A 19,332-nucleotide genomic window follows, 5' to 3' on the forward strand; every position below is an offset into this window, starting at 1 on the left:
CCGGTCCGGCGCCGTCCGACGGCTCAGGCCACCCAGACGGTGGTGACGTTGCAGAACTCCCGGATCCCGTGGTCGCTCAGCTCCCGCCCGAAGCCCGAGCGCTTGACGCCGCCGAACGGCAGGGCCGGGTGCGAGGCGGTCATCCCGTTGAAGAACACCCCGCCGGCCTGGATGTCCCGGACGAAGCGCTCCTGCTCGGCCGGGTCGGTGGTCCAGACGTTGGAGCTGAGCCCGAACGGTGTGTCGTTGGCCCGCGCCACCGCCTCGTCCAGGTCGGCGACCTCGTAGACGGTGGCGACCGGGCCGAAGGTCTCCTCCAGGTGGATCCGCATCGCCGGGGTGATGCCGGTCAGCACCGTCGGCTCGTAGAACCAGCCGTCCTCCCGGCCCTCGGGGCGCCGGCCGCCGCACTCCACCCGGGCCCCGTGCGCCCGGGCGTCCTCGACCAGCTCCACCAGGTCCTCCCGCCCCTGGCTGCTGGCCAGCGGGCCGACCTCGGTGGCCTCGTCCATCGGATCGCCGACCGTCAGCGCCCGCATCGCCGCGGTGAACGCCTCGGTGAACGGCCGGTACACGGCGGTGTGCACGATGAAGCGCTTGGCGGCGATGCAGGACTGCCCGTTGTTCTGCACCCGGGCCCGGACGGCGGTGGCCACGGCGGCGTCCAGATCGGCGCTCGGCAGGACCACGAACGGGTCGCTGCCGCCCAGCTCCAGGACGGCCTTCTTCACCTCGTCGGCGGCCGCGGCCGCCACCGCCCGCCCGGCGGGCTCGCTGCCGGTCAGCGTCACGGCGGCCACCCGGGGGTCGCGCACGATGCCCTCGACCGCGCCCGAGCCGATCAGCAGCGTCTGGAAGCAGCCCTCCGGGAAGCCGGCCCGGCGGAACAGCTCCTCCAGGGCCACCGCCGTGCGCGGCACGTTGGACGCGTGCTTCAGCAGACCGACGTTGCCCGCCATCAGGGCGGGGGCCGCGAACCGCACCACCTGCCAGAACGGGAAGTTCCACGGCATCACCGCCAGCACCGGTCCGATCGGGCGGTAGCGGACGTAGGCCCGGGCGGCGCCGGAGTCGGCGACGTCGGCCGGGGAGGGGTGTTCGTCGGCGAGCAGGGCCTCGGCGTTCTCGGCGTACCAGCGCATCGCCTTCGCGCACTTGGCGGCCTCGGCGCGGGCGGCCGCCAGCGGCTTGCCCATCTCCAGGGTCATCGTGCGGGCGATGTCCTCCCGGTCCTCGTCCAGCAGGTCGGCGGCGCGGCGCAGCAGCTCCGCGCGGTACGCGAAGGACGTGGTGCGGTAGGCCTGGAACGCCGCCTCGGCGCGGGCCAGCCGCTGCTCGATGCCGGCGGCGTCCAGCGCCTCGAAGGTCTCCAGGGTCTCGCCGGTCGCGGGGTTGACGCTTGCGATGGCCATGCGGTGGGCTCCCAGGTGTCCGTGGGGGGTTGCTCCGGAGTCGTCGCTCCACCCTCGCCGACACCCCGCCCCGAGCGCACCACCCCCGCCCGGCGTGTTTCGCCGGCGGCCGGCCGCCCGGGCCTCAGTCCGGCAGCGACTCCGCCCGCGCCGCGGTCTCGCGGGCGCGGGCGCCCGCCCTGGTCCGGCCGGCCGTGACCAGCCGGTTCGGGAACCGGTGGAGGTACTCCGCCTCCAGTTGCCCGGTCCGCAGGGTGTGCCGCTTCAGGGCGTCGTCCGACCCGTACAGGAACGTCTCGTGCCTGGTCCGGTGCAGCTGCTCCAGCTCGTGCAGCAGCGTGTCGTTGCCCAGCGCGTGCGGGGAGATGCCCTCGGGCCTGTTGTGCGGAGCGTCGTCGGGGTGCCGCATGTCCACTACCTCCTCGGCACGGGCCCCCCATTGACCGGTGCCCGGTCGTCGCCGCCGGTACACCCGGGAGCGGCGCGCCGGCGGCGCCGGCGCGAAGGCCCGTACGGGCAGTGTCGTCGCCCCCGGGGGCTTTCGCCAGGCGGTGCGGAGCCGTCGTCGCGGACGGTGCGCGCACGGCCCTCGGTCGTGGCGGGCGGCCGGGCGGATCGTACGATGACTATCTCGACGCACCTTTCCTTTCCCTCCCCAGAGCTCGGAACGATCACCCATGCCGCTCCCCAAAGCCGAACTCCACCTGCACATCGAAGGCACGCTGGAGCCCGAACTCGCCTTCGCGCTCGCCCGGCGCAACGGTGTGACGCTCCCGTACGCCGACACCGGGGAGCTGCGCCGCGCGTACTCCTTCAGCGACCTGCAGTCCTTCCTGGACCTGTACTACGCGCTGATGGCGGTACTGCGCACCGAGCAGGACTTCGCGGACCTCGCCGACGCCTACCTGGCCCGGGCCGCGGCGCAGGGGGTGCGGCACGCCGAGATCTTCTTCGACCCGCAGGCGCACACCGCGCGCGGGGTGCCGCTCGACGTGGTGGTCGAGGGCCTCGGCCGGGCGCTGGACCGGAGCGAGGAGCGGCACGGGATCAGCACCCGGCTGATCATGTGCTTCCTGCGGGACGAGTCCGCCGAGTCCGCGCTGGAGACCTTCGAGGCCGCCCGGCCCCACTTCGGCCGGATCACCGGGATCGGGCTCGACTCGGCCGAGGTCGGCCACCCGCCGGCCAAGTTCCGCGAGGTCTACCGCCGCGCCGCCGAGGCCGGTCTGCACCGGGTCGCCCACGCGGGGGAGGAGGGCCCGGCCTCGTACATCACCGAGGCCCTGGACGTCCTCGGCGTCGAGCGGATCGACCACGGGCTGCGCTGCCTGGAGGACCCGGCGCTGGTCGACCGCCTGGTCCGCGAACGGATCCCGCTCACCCTCTGCCCGCTGTCCAACGTGCGTCTGCGCTGCGTCGACACCCTGGCCGACCACCCGCTGCGCGCCATGCTCGCGGCCGGCCTGCTGGTCACCGTCAACTCCGACGACCCCGCCTACTTCGGCGGCTACGTCGACGACAACTTCCGCGCCGTCGAGCAGGCCCTCGCGCTCGCCCCCGAGACGCTGCGCCTGCTGGCCGCCAACTCCTTCCACGCCTCCTTCCTGGCCGAGGACCGCCGGGCGGCCCTGCTGGCGGAGGTGGCCGCCTACGTGTTCGAGCCCGCCGTCGTGTGACCCGCGCCGGAGGTGTCCGCCCGCCGCTCCCCGGCCCGGTCGTGGCGCAGCTGGACGACGCCGTTGGGGAAGTGTCCCGGTCGGCGTGGCGCAGCGTGCGGGAGAAGACCGTCTTCGGCATCGTGCGCCGGATCCCGGCGAACTCCTTCACCGCCGGGCTGCTCGCCGGGTCGCGGTCGGCGGTGGGCCAGAAGCCGGCCATCAGCTCGTGGGTGACCCGGCCGCTGACGAAACCGCCCATCCGGGCGAGTTCCCGGTTGAGGGCGGCGTGCAGTTCCTCGTCCACCCGGTGCCGGCCGATGTCGCGGTCCGGGCCCTCGAGGTAGCCGTCGAGGGAGATCGACATCAAGAGGATGATCTTGCGCATGGCGCCCCACCTGCGTGAACGCCGGCTCCGGGCCGCGTCGGGCCCGGAGCCGGCGGGGGGATCAGACCAGAGTGCTCCAGTAGTACCAGAACCGGTTGAGGACCAGCAGCGCGATCACCGCGTACCAGAGCGCCGGCACCACCCAGTGGTAGCGGGCGGCCTCGCGCACCACCGGGCGCAGGGCGCGCGGGGTCGGGATCACACCGGTGCGCAGATTGTGCAGGGTGGTGTACCAGAACAGCGGGATCATCGTCGCCCAGACCACCATGCAGTACGGGCAGAGGGCGCCGATCCGGTACAGCGCCTGGTACATCAGCCAGGTCACGAAGCCGATCCCGAACAGCGTCCCGGCCTGGAGGCCGAGCCAGAACCAGCGCCGGTAGGTGGCCCCCGCCAGCAGGCCGGCGCCGATCGTGACCACCACGGCGAAGCCGGCCAGGCCCAGCAGCGAGTTGGGGAAGCCGAAGGCCTCGGCCTGGTCGCTGCGCATGATCGAGCCGCAGCTGATGATCGGGTTGATGTTGCAGTTGGGGACGTACGACGGGTCCTTCAGCAGCCGGATCTTGTCCAGCGTCAGGACGGCCGAGGCGAAGATCCCGATCGCCCCGCCGATCAGCAGCAGGAGGGCGAAGGGCCTGCTCGCCCCGTGTCCGCGGGCGGGTGCGGCGGCCGTGCCGTCGGGCGTCACCCGGTCACCTGCTTGACCATCGCGGTGAACCGCTCGGGTGTGACGGGCGCGCCGTTCGCGAAGACGTCCAGCTTGGTGCCGTCCAGCTTCACCGTCGGGGTGCCGCTGACGCCGCTCTTGTCGAAGGCCTTGTTCACCTGGTTGGCCCACGGGGTGTAGGTGCCCTCCTGGACGGCCTTCACGAAGGCGTCGGTCTTCAGGCCCGGGACCTGTCCGGCCAGGTCGAGCAGCCGGTTCACATCGGCGAAGCCGTCGTTGCGCTCGTCGGGCTGGTTGGCGTACAGGACGTCGTGGAACTGCTTGAACTTGTCCACGCCCTCGTTGAGCGCCGCGCCGGCGGCGGCCAGCGCGGTGCGCGAGCCCTTGCCGCCCAGGCCCTGGTCCAGGAAGGTCGCCAGGTGGTACTCGATCTTGTAGGTGCCGGCGTCGGCGAGCTGCTGGATGGTCTTGCCGTTGGTCGTCTCCAGCTGCTCGCAGTACGGGCAGCGGAAGTCCTCGTAGATCTCCAGGGTGTGCGGCGCGTCGGCCTTGCCGTAGGTGATCACGGTGCCGTCGGCGCCGCCCGCGTTGGCGGGGGTGACCAGCGGTCCGGCAGCGGCGGCGTCACCGGAGCCGGTGGAGCCGCCGACGGCGAAGGCCACGCCCGCCACCAGGGCGAGCACGGCGGCGGAGGCGGCGCCGACGACGGTCCGGCGGCGGATCCGGGCCGACCGCTCGGCCCGCTCGCGCTCCTCGCGCATCCGGTCGGTGGCGGCGCGCCGGGCGGCGTTCCTGGTGGTCCGGGCAGTGCTGGGCTGGGGCTTCTTGCTCATGGCGGGGTGTCGTCCTGTGCTCTCGGTCGGTTGGACGGGCGGGCGCGCACGGGCGCGCGGCGAGAACGACCGGCGGAGAAAGCGGGGAGGGGATTCTCAGCGGGCCGGGACGGGCACCGGAGGCCCGCGGCGGACGGCGGGGCTGAGCAGCACGTCCTCGACGGGGACGCGGACCCGGCTGGCGCGCGGGAAGGGCATCCGCACCACCGGGCGGGCCGGGACGGGCGCGGCGAGCAGCGCCGGCCAGCGGCCGGCGGCGGCCGGGAAGCGCTGCGCGAAGTCGCCGAGCACCCGCGCGGCGCGGGCCAGGCCGCTCAGCGCGGCGTCGGCGCGGCGCAGCCAGAAGGCGGCGGCCAGCGCGATCGCGCAGTGCAGCGCCAGCAGCGTCAGCAGGGCGGCGGACCGGGAGAGCCCGTGGCCCAGCAGGACTCCGCCGAGCGAGCCGCCGCCGCACAGCAGGGGCTCGAAGCCGCGGGCGTAGCCGGGCGGCAGCGACGGACAGGTGCTCTGGGCGAACTCGAACAAGGCGCTCAGGCCCAGCTCCAGCGGCAGGAACACCGCCGCGATCGCCGGGTAGCCGCGCTCGGACCCGGCGAGGACGAACGCCACCGCGAAGACGGCGCCGCCGGCCAGGGCCAGCGTGCCGAGCGGCAGCGGGCGCCCGGTGACCAGCACCTGGCCGAGCCCGGCGAGCAGCACGACCAGCGCGGCGAAGATCGCCGCGCGAAGCGTCCTGGGGGCCGGGCCGGTACTCATGGCATCCGAGTCTGCCACAGGTTGAATGGTGGACGACCGGGCCGACGGAATCCTGTGAAGATCCTCACGACCGTTCTGAGCTGGGCTTGTTCGCTTCTTGTCCGGCGGCGCCGGCCGGTGGTCCGGAGTGCTCGCCCCGGGCGGCGGCCGTCCGGGCCTCGACGATCTCCCGGAAGAGCTCCAGATCGGCGCGGACCGACCGCTCGATCGCCCCGGCCTGGGCGAAGCCGCGCGGCCCGCCGAACACCTGCTGCACCGTCTCCGGGTCGTACTCGACGCGGATCTGCAGCCGGGTGTGGCTCCCGTCGAGCGGGAGCAGCGCGAACGCGCCGTTCAGCCGCGCGCCGTCCAGCGTCCGCCAGGCCATCACCCGGCCCCGGCCCCGGTCGGTGATCTCGGTCTCCACGTCCCGCTCGGCGCCGTCGACCTCCACTCCGAGGTGGGCGAGGTTGCTGCCGTGCGGGTACGCGCTGCGCACCCCGCCCACGAACCGCGGGTAGTCGTGGACCCGGTGCAGTTGCTCCCAGGCCGCCAGCACCGGGGCGTCGATGTCGATCTGCTCCTCCAGCGTGCTCATGACGGGACCGGACCTCCTGTGGTCGGCTCACTGCGGTGGTGCGTGGACACCTCCAGCCTGCGCCCGGCGGCCGCCGGCGGGCAACGAGGGCGCCGCGCCGGGGGGCCGACGGGGCCGGGGCGGCCGGACCGGCGGGCGGCCGCCGGCGGACTGCGCGAGACTGGGCGCATGCCGGAGCTGCCCGAGGTCGAGGCCCTCAGCGCCTTCCTGTCCGAGCGGCTGACCGGGCGGGTGATCGCCCGGGTGCAGCCGGTGGCCATCAGCGCGCTCAAGACCTACGACCCGCCGGTCACGGCGCTGGAGGGGCGGACGGTCGGCCCGGTCACCCGGCACGGGAAGTTCCTGGACATCGAGGCCGGCGGCCTGCACCTGGTGGTCCACCTGGCCCGGGCCGGCTGGCTCCGCTGGAAGGACAGCCTGCCGCCCGAGCCCCCGCGCCCGGGCGGGCGGAACCCGCTGGCCCTGCGGGTGCGGCTGGACGGCCCCGCCGGGGACGGCTTCGACCTCACCGAGGCGGGCACCAAGAAGGGGCTCGCGGTGTACGTGGTCACGGACCCGGCCGACGTCCCCGGTGTCGCCCGGCTCGGCCCGGACCCGCTGGACCCGGGCTTCACCCTGGCGGACTTCACCGCCCTGCTGAGCGGCGAGCGGCGCCGGCTGAAGGGCGTGCTGCGCGACCAGACCGTGCTGGCCGGGGTCGGCAACGCCTACTCGGACGAGGTGCTGCACGCGGCGCGGATGTCCCCGTACAAGCTCGCGTCGAGCCTGACGGAGGCGGAGACGGCCCAGCTGTACGAGGCGCTCGGCGCCACCCTGCGCGCGGCGGTGGAGCGGTCGCGCGGGCTGGCGGCGGGGGACCTGAAGGCGGAGAAGAAGCTCGGCCTGCGGGTACACGGCCGGGCCGGACAGCCGTGCCCGGTCTGCGGGGACACCGTGCGCGAGGTGTCGTTCGCCGACTCCTCGCTGCAGTACTGCCCCACCTGCCAGACCGGCGGCAAGCCGCTCGCCGACCGGCGGCTCTCGCGGCTGCTGAAGTGACCCGCCCCGGGGCGGCCGGCGGACCGCGCCGCCCCGGGAGCACCGACGGACGCCGGGCTACAGCTTCCGGGCGACGCCGCCCCAGTAGTAGGCGGCGGTCGGGTCGGCCGGCGGCTCGCCGTCCGGGCGCCAGGCCATCACGGGGGCGACGCCGGGCTCGATCAGCTCCCAGCCGTCGAAGAACCCGGCGACCTCCTCGCGGGTGCGCGGGACGAGGGTCATCCCGCCCGCCCGGGCCGCCTCGGCGACCTTGGCGACGCTCTCCGGGTCGAAGTCCTGGGTGGGGTGGGTGAGCGCGAGGCAGCTCCCGCTGGGCAGCGCGTCGCGCAGCGCGGCGACCTTGGCCCACGGGTCGTCCTCGTCCGCGACCAGCATCAGGACGGCGATCATCAGCAGGCCGACCGGCCGGTCGAGGTCCAGCGTGGAGGTGAGCGCCGGGTCGCCGAGCAACTCGGCGGGCTTGCCCAGGTCGGCGTGGATGTAGGTGGTGCGGCTGGCCGGCGTGGAGACCATCAGCGCGCGGGCGTGGGCCAGCACGATCGGGTCGTTGTCGACGTAGACCACCCGGGTGTCCGGGCTGACCGCCTCGGCGATCTCGTGGGTGTTGGGCGAGGTGGGGATGCCGGTGCCGAGATCGAGGAACTGGTGGATGCCCTGTTCCCGGGCCAGGTAGCGGACGGCGCGGCCCTGGAACGCGCGGTTCTCCTTGGCCATCGCCTTCACGCTGGGGACGGCCTGCTCGATGGCCTGTCCCATGGCGCGGTCCGGCGGGAAGTTGGTCTTTCCGCCCAGCCAGTAGTCGTACACGCGTGCGGAGTGCGGAGCGCTGGTGTCGACGCCGAAGCGTTCCCACTGGCTCAGCTCGACGGCGTCGTCCTGGGGCTGGTCGGAGAAGTCCTGACTTGTCGTCATGGCCACGTCCTCTGAAGACAGATCATCACACTGGGGAGGTCAGCGTAGCGGTCCAGGTGGGGCGGCTGTCGCCCGGTCCGCCGGACCGGGGTGGAACTGGGCCGTCGGAGTGGTGCTGGGGGCCGTCGGAGTTGCCGGTGGGAGGCGGGGCGGTTCGCGGGGGAAGCATTGATCATGCTGTCTGATCGTCAGATTACTTCGCGTAGATTACTGCTGGTCGCGGCCGGGATGTCACTGCTCGGGGTCGCCGGCTGCCGGGAGTCGCAGGGGGTGGACGGCGGGGCCGCCGCACCCGGTGCCGAGGCGGCCGGCGCGCCGTCGGACGGGCCCGCCGCCGCGCCCGCGTCCGCCACCGCGGCCCCGTTGGCTCCGTCGGCTCCGCCTTCCGCGGCTCCGTCCCGTGCCCCGTCCGCCACCGCCTCCGCTACCGCCACCGCCTCGGCGCCCGCCGCCCCCGCCGCCTCCGGCTCGCCGGTGGCCGCGCCCCGGAAGCTGACGGCCGCCGAGAGCAAACCGGTGTACGAACTCGACGCCGAGCGGAAGGTGGTGGCCCTCACCATCGACGACGGGCCGGACCCGCGCCACACCCCGACCGTGCTGGCCCTCCTGGAGCAGCACGGGATCAGGGCGACCTTCTTCCTGATCGGCGAGAACGCCGTCGAACACCCCGACCTGGTCCGGGAGATCGCCGCCCGGGGCCACCACATCGCCAACCACACCTGGACCCATCCGGACCTGCGCGGTCTCTCCGATGCCAAGATCAGGGACGAGCTGGAGCGGACCTCGGAGCTGCTGAACAAGACCACCGGCAAGCCGCCGACCTGGTTCCGCGCGCCGGGGGGTGACTGGTCGACGGCGTCGCTCAAGATCGCCGCCGACCTCGGGATGCGGAACATGGCCTGGTCGGTGGATCCGCGCGACTGGGCCAGGCCGGGGACCAGCGTGATCACCGACCGGATCCTGAAGGACGTTCGGCCGGGCTCGATCGTGCTCAACCACGACGGCGGCGGGGACCGTTCGCAGACGGTGGCCGCGCTGAAGACGTACCTGCCGGTGCTGATCGACTCGGGGTACCGGTTCACCGCGCCCCCGGGGTGAGCGGCGGCCGGCGGACCCGGGGTTGGAGGTAGCGGCTTTTCGCCCTAAACCACTCGAAAGGGTGGATTGGAAGAACCGTTTCTGCGATTTTGCGGCCTCTAGGGTGATAACGCATCAATTCCCCAGGTACCACCGAGTACCGCCCTGAAAGGGCCCACCCCCATGCGTCTGCGCAACACCGTGCTCGCCGCCGCCAGTGCGATCGCCCTCGTCCTCGCCGTGCCGACCTCCGCCGGTGCCGCCACTGGTGACTTCCTCTACAAGGTCGGGCCCGGCGTCCCGGCCGGCATCGCCGACCCGGTGAGCGGTGAGTGCGTCAACCTCCTCGGGGCCACCGAGAAGGATCCGGCGTTCGCGCCGGAGAACTTCACCACCTCGACCGCCACCGTCTTCCTCGACTTCGATTGCAATGGAGACGTCTTCCGCGTGATGAACCCGGGCACGAAGCTCGGCAACCGGCTCAAGCTGCGCTCCGTGGTGTTCTCCTGAGGTGAGCAATTCCGTCGAAGTGCGGGACAGTTCGGCGATTGGTTGAGACCATTCCGGTGAACCGGCACCGGGAGCGGCCTTGCTGACACGAATCGCCGGGCTGTCCGCCCGGGTCCGCGGACCGCTGATCGTCCTCGCCGTGCTGCTGCTCGCCGCCGCGGGCCTCGGCCTCCACCGGGTGCTCGGGCCGGAGGACACCGCCGCCGCCCGGCCGCCCGCCGGGCCGCGCACCGCCGACCGGATCGTCCCCGCGCCGCTCGCCGCCACCGCCGGTCCGGGCCCCGGCTACCGCCTCTCCGAACGGACCGCGGTGCGGGTCGGTGATGTTGGGGAGCAGGGTGCCGAGGTCCGGCGGATCGCCGAGCAGCTGGCCGGCGAGCTGCGGCGGCCGACCGGGTACCCGTTCAAGGTGACGGAGGACGGGCCCGCCGACGGCATCCGGCTCCAACTCGACCCCGCGCTGCCGGCCGAGACCGGCGCCGAGGGGTACCGGCTGACCTCGGACGCCGAGGGCGTCCGGATCACCGCCCGCACCCCGGCGGGGCTCTACCGGGGTGGCCAGACGCTCCGTCAGCTGCTGCCGCCGCGGATCGAGAGCCGGGCCCCGGTGGCCGACGGGCCGCCGTGGTCGGTCGCCGCCGTGGCCGTCGAGGACCGTCCGCGCTACGCCTACCGGGGCGCGATGCTCGATGTGGCGCGGCACTTCTTCACCGTGGCCGAGGTCGAGGGGTACATCGACCGGCTGGCCCTGTACAAGATCAACTACCTGCATCTGCACCTGAGTGACGACCAGGGCTGGCGGATCGAGATCCCCGGCCGGCCCGCGCTCACCGCCGTCGGCGCGAGCAGCGAGGTCGGCGGTACGCCCGGCGGCTTCTACACCGCCGCCGACTACCGGGAGATCGTCCGGTACGCCCAGGAGCGCTACCTCACCGTCGTCCCCGAGATCGACCTGCCCGGGCACAGCAACGCGATCCTCGCCTCCTACCCCGAGCTGAACTGCACCGGCAGCGCGCGGCCCTGGCCGTACACCGGGACCGAGGTCGGCTTCAGTACGGTCTGCCCCACCGGGGAGGCGGTGTTCGCCTTCACCGGTGAGGTGATCGCCGAGCTCGCCCGGCTCACCCCCGGCCCGTACCTGCACATCGGCGGCGACGAGGTGCGGGCGGTGCCGCCCGAGGCCTACCGGGACTTCGTCCGACGGGTCGGTGCCCAGGTGCTCGCGGCCGGGAAGACGCCGGTCGGCTGGAACCAGACCGCGCCGGCCGCCGGACCGGGCGGGGTCGGGCTGCTGCAGTACTGGGACGGCAAGGGCCGCGACCAGGACGTCCGGGACGCGATCGGGCGCGGGGTGAAGGTGATCATGTCCCCGGCGGGCCGGAGCTACCTCGACATGAAGTACGAGGCCTCGTACCCGCTCGGACTGCGCTGGGCCGGCACGATCGACGTCCGGTCCGCCTACTCCTGGGACCCGGACACCCTGGTCGACCTGCCGGCCGGCTCCGTCCTCGGGGTGGAGGCGCCGCTCTGGACCGAGACCCTGGACACCCCGGAGCGGCTCGACCTGATGCTGCTGCCGAGGCTGCCGGCGCTGGCCGAACTCGGCTGGTCGCCGGAGGCGGGCCACGACTGGGCGGGGTTCCGGCAGCGGCTCGCCGAGGAGGGGGCCCGCTGGACGGCCGCCGGCTTCGGCTACGAGAAGCGGTCCGAGATCCCCTGGCCGGCGCGGTAGCGCCGTCGGGCGGCCGTTCGTTCGGGCCTGGGGGATCGGAGCCGGGCGGCGTAGCGTGACGAGAGGGGAGTTCGCGTCGGCTTCGACGGCGGAGGAGGAACGATGTCCGCACCGACACTCGACCCGGTGGAACAAGAGGAGTTCGCGGGTCGCATCCTGCAGGTGATGAACGACGGCTGCCTGGGATTCATGGTCAGTATCGGCCACCAGACCGAGCTCTTCGACACCATGGCGGGCCTCGCCCCGTCGACCAGTGAGGAGATCGCCCGCGCCGCCGGGCTGAACGAGCGCTACGTCCGGGAGTGGCTGGGCGGCATGGTGGTCGGCGGGATCGTCGGCTACGACCCGGAGCACGCCACCTACACGCTGCCGCCGGAGCACGCCGCCTCGCTCACCAGGGTGGCCGGACCGGACAACATGGCCGGGCTGACGCAGTACCTCGGCCTGATGGGCGAGGTCGAGCAGCAGGTCGTGGAGGCCTTCCGCCGGGGCGGCGGGGTGCCCTACTCGGCGTACCCGCGGTTCCAGGCCCTGCAGGCCGAGGAGTCGGCGCGGGTCTACGACCTGGCCCTGGTGGAGGCGATCATCCCGCTGGTGCCCGGACTGACCGAGCGGCTGGACGCCGGGATCGACACGCTCGACATCGGCACCGGGCAGGGGCACGCCGTCAACCTGCTCGCCCGGGCCTTCCCGACGAGCCGGTGCGCCGGTGTCGACATCTCCGAGACCGGCATCGCCGCGGCCCGGGCGGAAGCCGCCGGGCTGGGCCTGGACAACGCCCGCTTCGACGTCGCCGACTCGGCCGACCTCACCGGCTCCTACGACCTGATCACCGCCTTCGACGTGATCCACGACCTGGCCCGGCCGGACCGGACGCTGGCCGCCGTGGCCGGCGCGCTGCGGCCGGACGGCGTCTTCCTGATGGGCGACATCGCCGCCAGCAGCCGGCTGGAGGAGAACATCGACCACCCGCTGGCCCCGGCGCTGTACGCGCTGTCCACCTTCTACTGCATGACGGTCTCGCTCGGCGAGGGCGGTGCGGGGCTGGGGACGGTCTGGGGCGAGCAGACGGCCCGCCGGATGCTGGCCGAGGCCGGATTCGGCGCGGTGGAGACCAAGCGGGTCGAGGGGGACGTGCTCAATCTGTACTACGTGGTGCGGCCGGCCGGGGGCGACGCGTAGCGGGTACCGGCCGAGGGGCGCGGGGCCGGGGGATCGGGGGTGGCCGGGGCCTGCGGTCGGACGTAGGTTCGAAGAGTCCGAGTGAAGGAGGGCGGCGATGACCGGCAACGGCTACGCACACCCCGAGGCGCTGGTTCCCACCGAATGGCTCGCCCAGCACCTCGACGACGGCACGATCCGCGTGGTCGAGGTGGACGAGGACACCGCGGCGTACGAGCGGGGGCACATCCCGGGCGCGGTCGGCTGGAACTGGACCACCGACCTGCACAGCCGGGTGGGCCGCGACTACGCCGACCGCGAGGGCGTGCAGCGGCTGCTGCGCGCGGCCGGGGTGGAGGACGACACCACCGTGGTGCTGTACGGCGGCAACAACAACTGGTTCGCCGCCTACGCCTACTGGCTGCTGCGACTGCGCGGCTACGGGCCGGTGCGGCTGCTGGACGGCGGGCGGAAGAAGTGGGAGCTGGAGGAACGCGAGCTCAGCGGGGAGGTGATGGACTACCAGCACAGCGGCCTGCTGCTGGGCGGGCCCGAACACCCCGAGGTGCGGGCGCTGCGCGACGAGGTGCTGGCCAAGGCCGAGGTGTTCGCCAAGCCCGGCTCCGACGCCGTCCTGGTGGACGTCCGCTCGCCGGCCGAGTACCGGGGCGAGACGCTGGCCCCGTCGCACCTGCCGCAGGAGCAGGCCCAGGTGCCCGGGCACATCCCCGGCGCGGTGAACATCCCCTGGTCACAGGCGGCCAACGACGACGGCACCTTCCGGTCCGCGGAGGAGCTGCGCGCGCTCTACGACGGGCAGGGCGTGGCGCAGGAGCGCGAGGTGATCGCGTACTGCCGGATCGGGGAGCGCTCGGCCCACACCTGGTTCGCGCTGACCGAGCTGCTCGGGTACCCGCACGTCAAGAACTACGACGGCTCGTGGACGGAGTACGGCTCGCTGGTGCGGGCGCCGGTGGCGCTGGGGGCGTGAGGTGAGGACACCGGGGGGCGGGGAGGGGCGTTCCGCCGGGTGAGGGGCCGTGACGGGTGACGGGTGCGCGGCGGCGCCATTTCGGCTCGTTTCTTCTCATGAACATTTCATCCTGAAGGAGTGGGTCCGGGCTCACCGGGACAGGGATCGATGCGACCCACTGTCCCAGTGACCCTGGAGGACCACCGTGCGCAAGAGGCTGATCGTCTCTGCCGCCGCCGGCGCGCTCGCCCTGCTGCTGACCGTCCCCGCCTCCGCCGCCCAGGGCGGCCCCGGCGCGGCCGGCATCGGCGACACCTACTACCCGAACGCCGGCAACGGCGGATACAACGTCTCGCACTACGACATCCGCCTCAAATACCAGCCCGCGACCGACGACCTGGAAGGCACCGCCACCATCCTCGCCACCACGACCCAGGACCTCACCCGGTTCAACCTGGACTTCGTGCTCGGCGTCAAGGAGGTGCTGGTCAACGGACGCGCCGCCGCCTTCGCCGCCACCGGCGAGTCCGAGCTGGAGATCACCCCCGCCCGGCCGCTCGCCAAGGGCAGCCCGGTGACCGTCGTGGTCCGCTACGCGGACAAGCCGGGCGCGGTGGAGCGCGGCGGCTTCTCCGCCTGGCTGCGCACCCCCGACGGCGGCGTCGCCGCCAACGAGCCGGAGAGCGCGCCCTGGTGGTTCCCGAGCAATGACCACCCCACCGACAAGGCCACCTTCGACGTCTCCGTCCTGGTGCCCGACGGCACCCAGGCGATCAGCAACGGCCTGCTGACCGGCCAGAGCTCCCGGGCCGGCTGGACGCGCTACAACTGGCGCCAGACCAAGCCGCAGGCCACCTATCTGGCCACCCTGGCGATCGGCAAGTTCGACATCAGGACCGACACCACGCCCGGCGGGCTGCCGGTCGTCACCGCCTACAGCAAGGACCTCGGCGCGAACGACGGCGCGGCACGGGCCAGCGTCGAGCGGACCGGAGAGCTGGTGGACTGGCTGAGCGGCTACTTCGGTGCGTACCCGTTCGACTCGATCGGCGGCTACGTCCCCAATGTGACCACCGGCTACGCGCTGGAGACCCAGACCCAGATCTTCTACAGCCCGGCGCAGTTCTCCCGCGGCTCCAACACCGCCGTCGTCGTCCACGAGCTGGCGCACCAGTGGTACGGCGACAGCGTCTCCGTCCAGCGCTGGAGCGACATCTGGCTCAACGAGGGCTTCGCCCGCTACGCGCAGTGGCTCTGGTCCGAGCACGAGGACGAGGGCACCGCGCAGGAACTCGCCGACTACGTCTACTCCTCCTACCCGGCCGACAACGCCTTCTGGAGCGTCAAGCCGGGCGACCCCGGCCCGGATCACCAGTTCGCCGGAGCCGTCTACGACCGGGGCGCGGTGGCCATCCAGGCGTTGCGCAACGCCGTCGGCGACGAGACGTTCTTCCGGATCCTGAAGGGCTGGCCGACCGAGCGCCGCTACGGCAACGCCAGCATCCCGCAGTTCCAGGCGTACGCCGAGCGGATCTCCGGCAAGCCGCTCGGGGAGCTCTTCCACACCTGGCTGTTCACCGACTCGAAGCCGGCGCTCTCCTCGGCCGGCGTTCCGGCGGCGCCGTCGGCCGGGGCGGGTGCGCCGGCCCTGGCGCAGACCGCCGGGGCGCAGCCGCGGGAGCCGAAGTCCTGGAAGAAGATCCAGGAGACCAACTCGGTGCACGACCAGGGGCACTGACGCCCCGGTCCGGCCGGCCGCGTGGAGCGGCCGGCCGGACCGGCGGGCGCTTGCCGCTCAGGAGCTGGGCGCGGCCACGGCCCGGGACTCGGCGAGGGCCCGGGCCTCGGTGAGGATCAGGGCCTCGACGCCGTAGAGGAAGCGCTCCATCGCGGGGCGGGGGAGCACCGAGCTGTCCGCCGTCATCGCGAGCCGGAGCGCGTCCGCGGTCTGGAGGGCGTCCAGGGCGTAGGAGAGGCCGGGGCGCGGTGCGAACTCCACCGGCCAGGTGAGGGTGGTCTCCTTGGGGTCGGGCTCGGTACCGGAGTCCGTGCCGGGCTCGGGGTCGGCCCCGGGGTCGGAGCCGGCGAGCGCCGACGGGAGCAGGTCGCGGGTGTCGTTGAAGACGCAGGACCGGTCGGCGAGCGGGCCGTGCTCGGCGGTCAGCCGGGTGATCTCCTCGTCCAGCAGGCGCTTGTTGTAGTAGGCGTGCCGGTAGGTGGCGATCGAGGCGGCGTGGGTGCGGCGGACGGCGTCGCCGAAGTCCCCGTCGGCGTCGGGCAGATGGAACAGGCCGTCGCCGGCCACCACACTGACGGCGGCCGCCAGCCCGGGCAGGAAGCGGTTGTTGACGATGACCTGGAGCACCGCGTCCGGGGACCCGGAGAGCCGCGCGGTCATCACCGCCACCGCCGCGAGGAGCACCGAGGAGGTGCTCGCCCGGTGCGCGGCCGCGACCGGCTCGATCGCCCGGAGCAGGGCCGGGGAGCTGAGCACGGCGTTCGGGAACGGTCTCGGCCCGTCGTCCGGGACGGGCGGGAAGAGGCGCGGCGGCCCCAGTCGCAGCTTGCGCACCACATGGGCGCGGGCGTTCACGTCGCGCCGCAGGCCGCGCGGGGAGTTCTGGAACTCCGCCTCCTCAAGCGGTTGCTGGGAGCCGCGAGCGGTACTGATCGACTCGACGGACGCGCCCAGGGCCAGTTCGGTGAGGTCCATCACCAGCAGGCCCATGCCCGCGCCGTCCAGTGCCGAGTGCGACAGCACGAGCGCCATGTGCCGCACCAGCCCACCCGCCTCGACCAGGCCGACGCGCAGCGGCCACTGGGTGGCACAGTCGAACGGCAGTGCCGCCAACTCGTCGTGCAGCTCGGCGCCGACCTTGCCCGGGGTGGTGCCGTCACCGTCACAGTGGCGGATGTGCACGGTCAGCCGGCCGTCCGGGTCGACGGTCTGCCGCAGCCGGCCCCGGTCGTCCAGGGCGAGCCGGGTGTGCAGGGAGTCGTGCAGGTGGAGCAGGCCCTCCAGGGCGTCCAGGACGACCGGCACCGGCAGGCCCGGGTCCAGGGGGGCGGAGGCCGTGATGTTGTAGCGCGGCGCATCGGCCGGCGCCAGCCGGCTCACGGCGTCCCAGATGGCCTGCTGGCCCCAGGTCGCCGGCCCGGTGCCGGACCGGCCGGCCGAGAGGACGATCTCCAGTTGCTGACTCGTGGTCACCGTGTGCTCTCCGTCGTGGGGTTCCGGACGCGGCGGCGCGTGGGGTGGGGGTGATCCGGGTGCTCTGCGGGGCGGGGTGGGACGGTCGGTGCGGTGGGAACGCGTGTGCGGCCCAGGCACGAGTGTGGCGTACCGCCCAGGTGGCGTCGAGCCCTCGGCCGGGCCGGCCGGACCTCGCCGTCCGTAGCGGCCGGCGACGACGGCCGTGGACGGGTGCGGTCAGGCGCGGGTGGCGGTGACGAGGTGGTAGTCGAGCAGGCCGTTCTGCCAGGCGGCGAGGAAGTGGCGTGACCAGTGGCCGGGCGGGACGGTGTCCGTCAGGTAGCGGTCCAGGCCCGGCCAGACGGCGGTGCCGATCGACTCGCCGGTGACGTCGGTGAAGCCGGCGTCCGTGAGGTCGGTGAGGAAGCCGGCGAGCGGGTGGGCGACGTCGAGGCCGTCGGCGAAGCTGCCGAGCAGGATGCTCAGCCGCTCGGCGACCTCGGGGCCGGAGCTGAAGAAGGTGGTCACGGTGAGGCGGCCGCCGGGGCGCAGGACCCGGGCCGACTCGCGGGCGAAGCCGGTCAGTTCGCGGAAGTGCTGGGCCGCCTCCACGGAGTAGAGGCCGTCCAGGGCGGTATCGGGGAAGGGGAGGTCGTCGGCCGCGCCCAGGCTGTAGGCGAGGCGGTCGGGGAAGGTCGCCAGCGCCTTGGCGTTGACCGCGCGGGCGCGTTCGACCTGGTCCGGGTGGATGTCCACGCCCGTCACCGCGGCGAACCGGAACTCGCAGAGCGCGAGCGCCGCGCCGAGGCCCCGCCCGCACCCCACCTCGGCCAGCCGCAGCCGCTCGGTGGGGGCGGGGAAGGTGCGCAGCACCCGGCGGTAGAGGTCCTCCTGACTGCGGATCCGGTCCTCGGGGGTGGGCGCGTCGGTGTCGATGCCGCTCCAGTCGCCGAAGTTGATGAATCCGCCCGCGAAACTGGGCGCCTGACTCAGGTCGTCGACGCCGTACGTCCGTCGTACGGTCGCGGGAATGCGGTTCTGGTCCATCGGCTGCTCGGCTTCCTCGTGTGGCGCGGCCCGGCCCTCGGGCGCGTGTGGCACGTACCCGAACCGGTGCGTGTCCGAACGCATTCCGCGGTGAATGAGGCCTGCGGGGGACGGCGGTGGACGGCGTGTTGACGCGGTCGGGGGCACTGGGGGCAACGGGGTGCGGCGCACCCGCCGCTCGGGTGCGGGGGCGCCGCCGGAAATCGGGTGGACAGCGGGGGCCGGATGGGACTGGATGGGAGCGGGGCCCGGACGGGGTGCCCGTGTGACCGTCCGACCAGGGAGAAGACCGGGATGACCACCGAACGGATCGCGCCGCCGCTGACCGGGGGCGAGCGCGAGATGCTGCGCGCCTTCCTGGACTTCCACCGGGCGACCCTGGCGATGAAGTGCGAGGGGCTGACCGAGGAGCAGCTGAGGCTGCGGTCGAGCCCGCCGTCCACGCTGAGCCTGCTCGGGCTGGTGCGGCACATGGCCGAGGTGGAGCGGACGTGGTTCCGCCGGGTGATCGGCAAGGAGGACGTTCCGCTCGTCTGGTCGCCGGACGGGGACTTCCAGGTCGCCTACGACGCGGGCGACGCCGACCGGGGCGAGGCGTTCGCGGCCTGGGCGGCCGAGGTCGAGCACGCCCGGCGGATCGAGCGGGCGGCGCCGTCACTGGACGTCACGGGCCACATGCCGAAGTGGGGCGAGGACGTGTCGCTGCGCCTGGTGATGCTGCACCTGATCCACGAGTACGCCCGGCACAACGGCCACGCCGACTTCCTGCGCGAGGCGATCGACGGCTCGGTGGGGGCGTAGCCGCGGGCGCGGATGAACGCCGCACGGGGTGACAGCCGTTCTCGTTCACATGACGGTGATGATGACCGAGCCTGCCGCCGGCATGCTTGCGGGCATGGTGGAGATGGCGGACGAGCCGGAGATCCGGGAGCTGATCGCCTCCTGGCTGGCCGCGGAGCCCCAGGTGGAGGCGCCGACGGGCGGGCCGGGGAGCGGCGGCGGGCTGCCGGCGCCGGCGGCCGGCGGCCGGGAGGTCGCGGCGGCGGCCCGGCGGCTGGCCCTGCGCGGGCTGGACGGCTCGCGGCTGCCGGCGGTGCCGGAGGGGCTGCGGCTGGTCGCCGAGGCCCTGGTGGTGGACGAGCACCCGTCCGCGTCCGGCTGGACACCGCTGGAGCGGGCCGAGGCGGTGGAGTGGGTGGCGCTGCTGGTCCACCGGTTCGGCGAGGACGGCGTCCAGGAGCTGGCCGCCGACCTGGGCGGGCCCCCGGAGGCCGGTGTCCCGGGGTCCGGAGTCCCGGAGGCCGGTTAGGGAGCGTATTTGGTCGTGATCAAGGGGTCTTGGTGAGGTCTTTGATCCAGATCATCGAGGCGCGGAGGTGGAGGCCGGCGAGGTAGCTCTCG

General features: G+C 73.5%; 19 protein-coding genes and 1 pseudogene. 10 read left to right on the forward strand and 10 right to left on the reverse strand.

Annotated features, from left to right (window positions below; genetic code table 11):
- Window positions 1–23: 23 nt before the first annotated feature.
- Together ACIQTO_RS16990 and ACIQTO_RS16995 are read right to left on the reverse strand one after the other, a co-directional pair.
- Window positions 24–1,412 (reverse strand): NADP-dependent succinic semialdehyde dehydrogenase, encoded by a 1,389-nt coding sequence (locus ACIQTO_RS16990; RefSeq protein ID WP_402388373.1) that lies wholly within the window; start codon window positions 1,410–1,412, stop codon window positions 24–26.
- A 124-nt stretch (window positions 1,413–1,536) separates the two neighbouring features.
- Window positions 1,537–1,821 carry a DUF6158 family protein gene (locus ACIQTO_RS16995; protein ID WP_402388374.1) on the reverse strand — a complete coding sequence of 95 codons (285 nt, stop codon included), beginning with the start codon at window positions 1,819–1,821 and terminating at the stop codon, window positions 1,537–1,539.
- A 268-nt stretch (window positions 1,822–2,089) separates the two neighbouring features.
- On the opposite strand from ACIQTO_RS16995, the gene ACIQTO_RS17000 reads away from it, so the two are divergent.
- Window positions 2,090–3,088 carry an adenosine deaminase gene (locus ACIQTO_RS17000; protein ID WP_402388375.1) on the forward strand — a complete coding sequence of 333 codons (999 nt, stop codon included), beginning with the start codon at window positions 2,090–2,092 and terminating at the stop codon, window positions 3,086–3,088.
- 97 nt (window positions 3,089–3,185) lie between these two features.
- Here the strand turns inward: ACIQTO_RS17000 and ACIQTO_RS17005 are convergent.
- The 5 genes and pseudogenes from ACIQTO_RS17005 to ACIQTO_RS17025 all read right to left on the reverse strand — a co-directional run.
- Window positions 3,186–3,455 (reverse strand): annotated as a pseudogene (locus ACIQTO_RS17005) (dihydrofolate reductase family protein); the annotation flags it as partial.
- Between the two features lie 61 nt (window positions 3,456–3,516).
- Window positions 3,517–4,143 (reverse strand): vitamin K epoxide reductase family protein, encoded by a 627-nt coding sequence (locus tag ACIQTO_RS17010; protein WP_402388376.1) that lies wholly within the window; start codon window positions 4,141–4,143, stop codon window positions 3,517–3,519.
- The gene (locus ACIQTO_RS17015) at window positions 4,140–4,955 is read right to left on the reverse strand and encodes a DsbA family protein (protein WP_402388377.1); all 816 of its coding nucleotides are present in this window, start codon (window positions 4,953–4,955) and stop codon (window positions 4,140–4,142) included. The genes ACIQTO_RS17010 and ACIQTO_RS17015 overlap by 4 nt, the downstream gene beginning before the upstream one ends.
- Before the next feature lie 96 nt (window positions 4,956–5,051).
- Window positions 5,052–5,711, reverse strand: a complete 660-nt coding sequence (locus ACIQTO_RS17020) for a hypothetical protein (protein ID WP_402388378.1) — start codon at window positions 5,709–5,711, stop codon at window positions 5,052–5,054.
- Window positions 5,712–5,775: 64 nt separating this feature from the next.
- Window positions 5,776–6,288 carry an SRPBCC family protein gene (locus ACIQTO_RS17025; RefSeq protein WP_402388379.1) on the reverse strand — a complete coding sequence of 171 codons (513 nt, stop codon included), beginning with the start codon at window positions 6,286–6,288 and terminating at the stop codon, window positions 5,776–5,778.
- Between the two features lie 168 nt (window positions 6,289–6,456).
- On the opposite strand from ACIQTO_RS17025, the gene ACIQTO_RS17030 reads away from it, so the two are divergent.
- On the forward strand, window positions 6,457–7,326 hold the full coding sequence (locus ACIQTO_RS17030) for an Fpg/Nei family DNA glycosylase (RefSeq protein WP_402388380.1): 870 nt from the start codon (window positions 6,457–6,459) through the stop codon (window positions 7,324–7,326).
- A 57-nt stretch (window positions 7,327–7,383) separates the two neighbouring features.
- On the opposite strand, the gene ACIQTO_RS17035 is transcribed toward ACIQTO_RS17030, so the two are convergent.
- Complete coding sequence (locus ACIQTO_RS17035; protein WP_402388381.1) at window positions 7,384–8,238, reverse strand: SAM-dependent methyltransferase; 855 nt, start codon at window positions 8,236–8,238, stop codon at window positions 7,384–7,386.
- 174 nt (window positions 8,239–8,412) lie between these two features.
- Here ACIQTO_RS17035 and ACIQTO_RS17040 point away from each other — a divergent pair, with 174 nt between their 5' ends.
- The 6 genes from ACIQTO_RS17040 (at window position 8,413) to ACIQTO_RS17065 (ending at window position 15,429) form a co-directional block, all read left to right on the forward strand.
- Complete coding sequence (locus tag ACIQTO_RS17040) at window positions 8,413–9,336, forward strand: polysaccharide deacetylase family protein (RefSeq protein ID WP_402388382.1); 924 nt, start codon at window positions 8,413–8,415, stop codon at window positions 9,334–9,336.
- 162 nt (window positions 9,337–9,498) lie between these two features.
- A complete protein-coding gene (locus ACIQTO_RS17045) occupies window positions 9,499–9,825 on the forward strand; it encodes a hypothetical protein (protein ID WP_402388383.1) in 327 nt (108 codons plus the stop codon).
- Window positions 9,826–9,904: 79 nt separating this feature from the next.
- Complete coding sequence (locus ACIQTO_RS17050) at window positions 9,905–11,557, forward strand: beta-N-acetylhexosaminidase (protein WP_402388384.1); 1,653 nt, start codon at window positions 9,905–9,907, stop codon at window positions 11,555–11,557.
- A gap of 102 nt (window positions 11,558–11,659) precedes the next feature.
- Window positions 11,660–12,739, forward strand: coding sequence for a class I SAM-dependent methyltransferase (locus ACIQTO_RS17055; RefSeq protein WP_402388385.1), 1,080 nt, complete (start codon window positions 11,660–11,662; stop codon window positions 12,737–12,739).
- A gap of 97 nt (window positions 12,740–12,836) precedes the next feature.
- Entirely contained in the window at window positions 12,837–13,709 is an 873-nt protein-coding gene (locus ACIQTO_RS17060; RefSeq protein ID WP_402388386.1) for a sulfurtransferase, read from the forward strand.
- 187 nt (window positions 13,710–13,896) lie between these two features.
- Entirely contained in the window at window positions 13,897–15,429 is a 1,533-nt protein-coding gene (locus tag ACIQTO_RS17065; protein WP_402388387.1) for a M1 family metallopeptidase, read from the forward strand.
- A 57-nt stretch (window positions 15,430–15,486) separates the two neighbouring features.
- Here ACIQTO_RS17065 and ACIQTO_RS17070 read toward each other — a convergent pair whose 3' ends face one another.
- Window positions 15,487–16,902 carry a non-ribosomal peptide synthetase condensation domain protein gene (locus ACIQTO_RS17070; protein WP_402388388.1) on the reverse strand — a complete coding sequence of 472 codons (1,416 nt, stop codon included), beginning with the start codon at window positions 16,900–16,902 and terminating at the stop codon, window positions 15,487–15,489.
- 219 nt (window positions 16,903–17,121) lie between these two features.
- Window positions 17,122–17,931 carry a class I SAM-dependent methyltransferase gene (locus ACIQTO_RS17075; protein ID WP_402388389.1) on the reverse strand — a complete coding sequence of 270 codons (810 nt, stop codon included), beginning with the start codon at window positions 17,929–17,931 and terminating at the stop codon, window positions 17,122–17,124.
- A 294-nt stretch (window positions 17,932–18,225) separates the two neighbouring features.
- Here ACIQTO_RS17075 and ACIQTO_RS17080 point away from each other — a divergent pair, with 294 nt between their 5' ends.
- Both ACIQTO_RS17080 and ACIQTO_RS17085 read left to right on the forward strand, forming a co-directional pair.
- Window positions 18,226–18,732 carry a DinB family protein gene (locus ACIQTO_RS17080; protein WP_402388390.1) on the forward strand — a complete coding sequence of 169 codons (507 nt, stop codon included), beginning with the start codon at window positions 18,226–18,228 and terminating at the stop codon, window positions 18,730–18,732.
- Between the two features lie 61 nt (window positions 18,733–18,793).
- A complete protein-coding gene (locus ACIQTO_RS17085; RefSeq protein ID WP_402388391.1) occupies window positions 18,794–19,240 on the forward strand; it encodes a hypothetical protein in 447 nt (148 codons plus the stop codon).
- Window positions 19,241–19,332: the final 92 nt, after the last annotated feature.

This window comes from Kitasatospora sp. NPDC091207 (assembly GCF_044768625.1).
Taxonomy (GTDB): Bacteria; Actinomycetota; Actinomycetes; order Streptomycetales; family Streptomycetaceae; genus Kitasatospora.

Coding starts and splice junctions, on each gene's coding strand:
- ACIQTO_RS17020 (WP_402388378.1), bottom strand. CDS start 5,711: ATGAGTACCGGCCCGGCCCCCAGGACGCTTCGCGCGGCGATCTTCGCC.
- ACIQTO_RS17000 (WP_402388375.1), top strand. CDS start 2,090: ATGCCGCTCCCCAAAGCCGAACTCCACCTGCACATCGAAGGCACGCTG.
- ACIQTO_RS17080 (WP_402388390.1), top strand. CDS start 18,226: ATGACCACCGAACGGATCGCGCCGCCGCTGACCGGGGGCGAGCGCGAG.
- ACIQTO_RS17035 (WP_402388381.1), bottom strand. CDS start 8,238: ATGACGACAAGTCAGGACTTCTCCGACCAGCCCCAGGACGACGCCGTC.
- ACIQTO_RS17075 (WP_402388389.1), bottom strand. CDS start 17,931: ATGGACCAGAACCGCATTCCCGCGACCGTACGACGGACGTACGGCGTC.
- ACIQTO_RS16995 (WP_402388374.1), bottom strand. CDS start 1,821: ATGCGGCACCCCGACGACGCTCCGCACAACAGGCCCGAGGGCATCTCC.
- ACIQTO_RS17030 (WP_402388380.1), top strand. CDS start 6,457: ATGCCGGAGCTGCCCGAGGTCGAGGCCCTCAGCGCCTTCCTGTCCGAG.
- ACIQTO_RS17085 (WP_402388391.1), top strand. CDS start 18,794: ATGACCGAGCCTGCCGCCGGCATGCTTGCGGGCATGGTGGAGATGGCG.
- ACIQTO_RS16990 (WP_402388373.1), bottom strand. CDS start 1,412: ATGGCCATCGCAAGCGTCAACCCCGCGACCGGCGAGACCCTGGAGACC.
- ACIQTO_RS17015 (WP_402388377.1), bottom strand. CDS start 4,955: ATGAGCAAGAAGCCCCAGCCCAGCACTGCCCGGACCACCAGGAACGCC.
- ACIQTO_RS17040 (WP_402388382.1), top strand. CDS start 8,413: ATGCTGTCTGATCGTCAGATTACTTCGCGTAGATTACTGCTGGTCGCG.
- ACIQTO_RS17055 (WP_402388385.1), top strand. CDS start 11,660: ATGTCCGCACCGACACTCGACCCGGTGGAACAAGAGGAGTTCGCGGGT.
- ACIQTO_RS17025 (WP_402388379.1), bottom strand. CDS start 6,288: ATGAGCACGCTGGAGGAGCAGATCGACATCGACGCCCCGGTGCTGGCG.
- ACIQTO_RS17045 (WP_402388383.1), top strand. CDS start 9,499: ATGCGTCTGCGCAACACCGTGCTCGCCGCCGCCAGTGCGATCGCCCTC.
- ACIQTO_RS17060 (WP_402388386.1), top strand. CDS start 12,837: ATGACCGGCAACGGCTACGCACACCCCGAGGCGCTGGTTCCCACCGAA.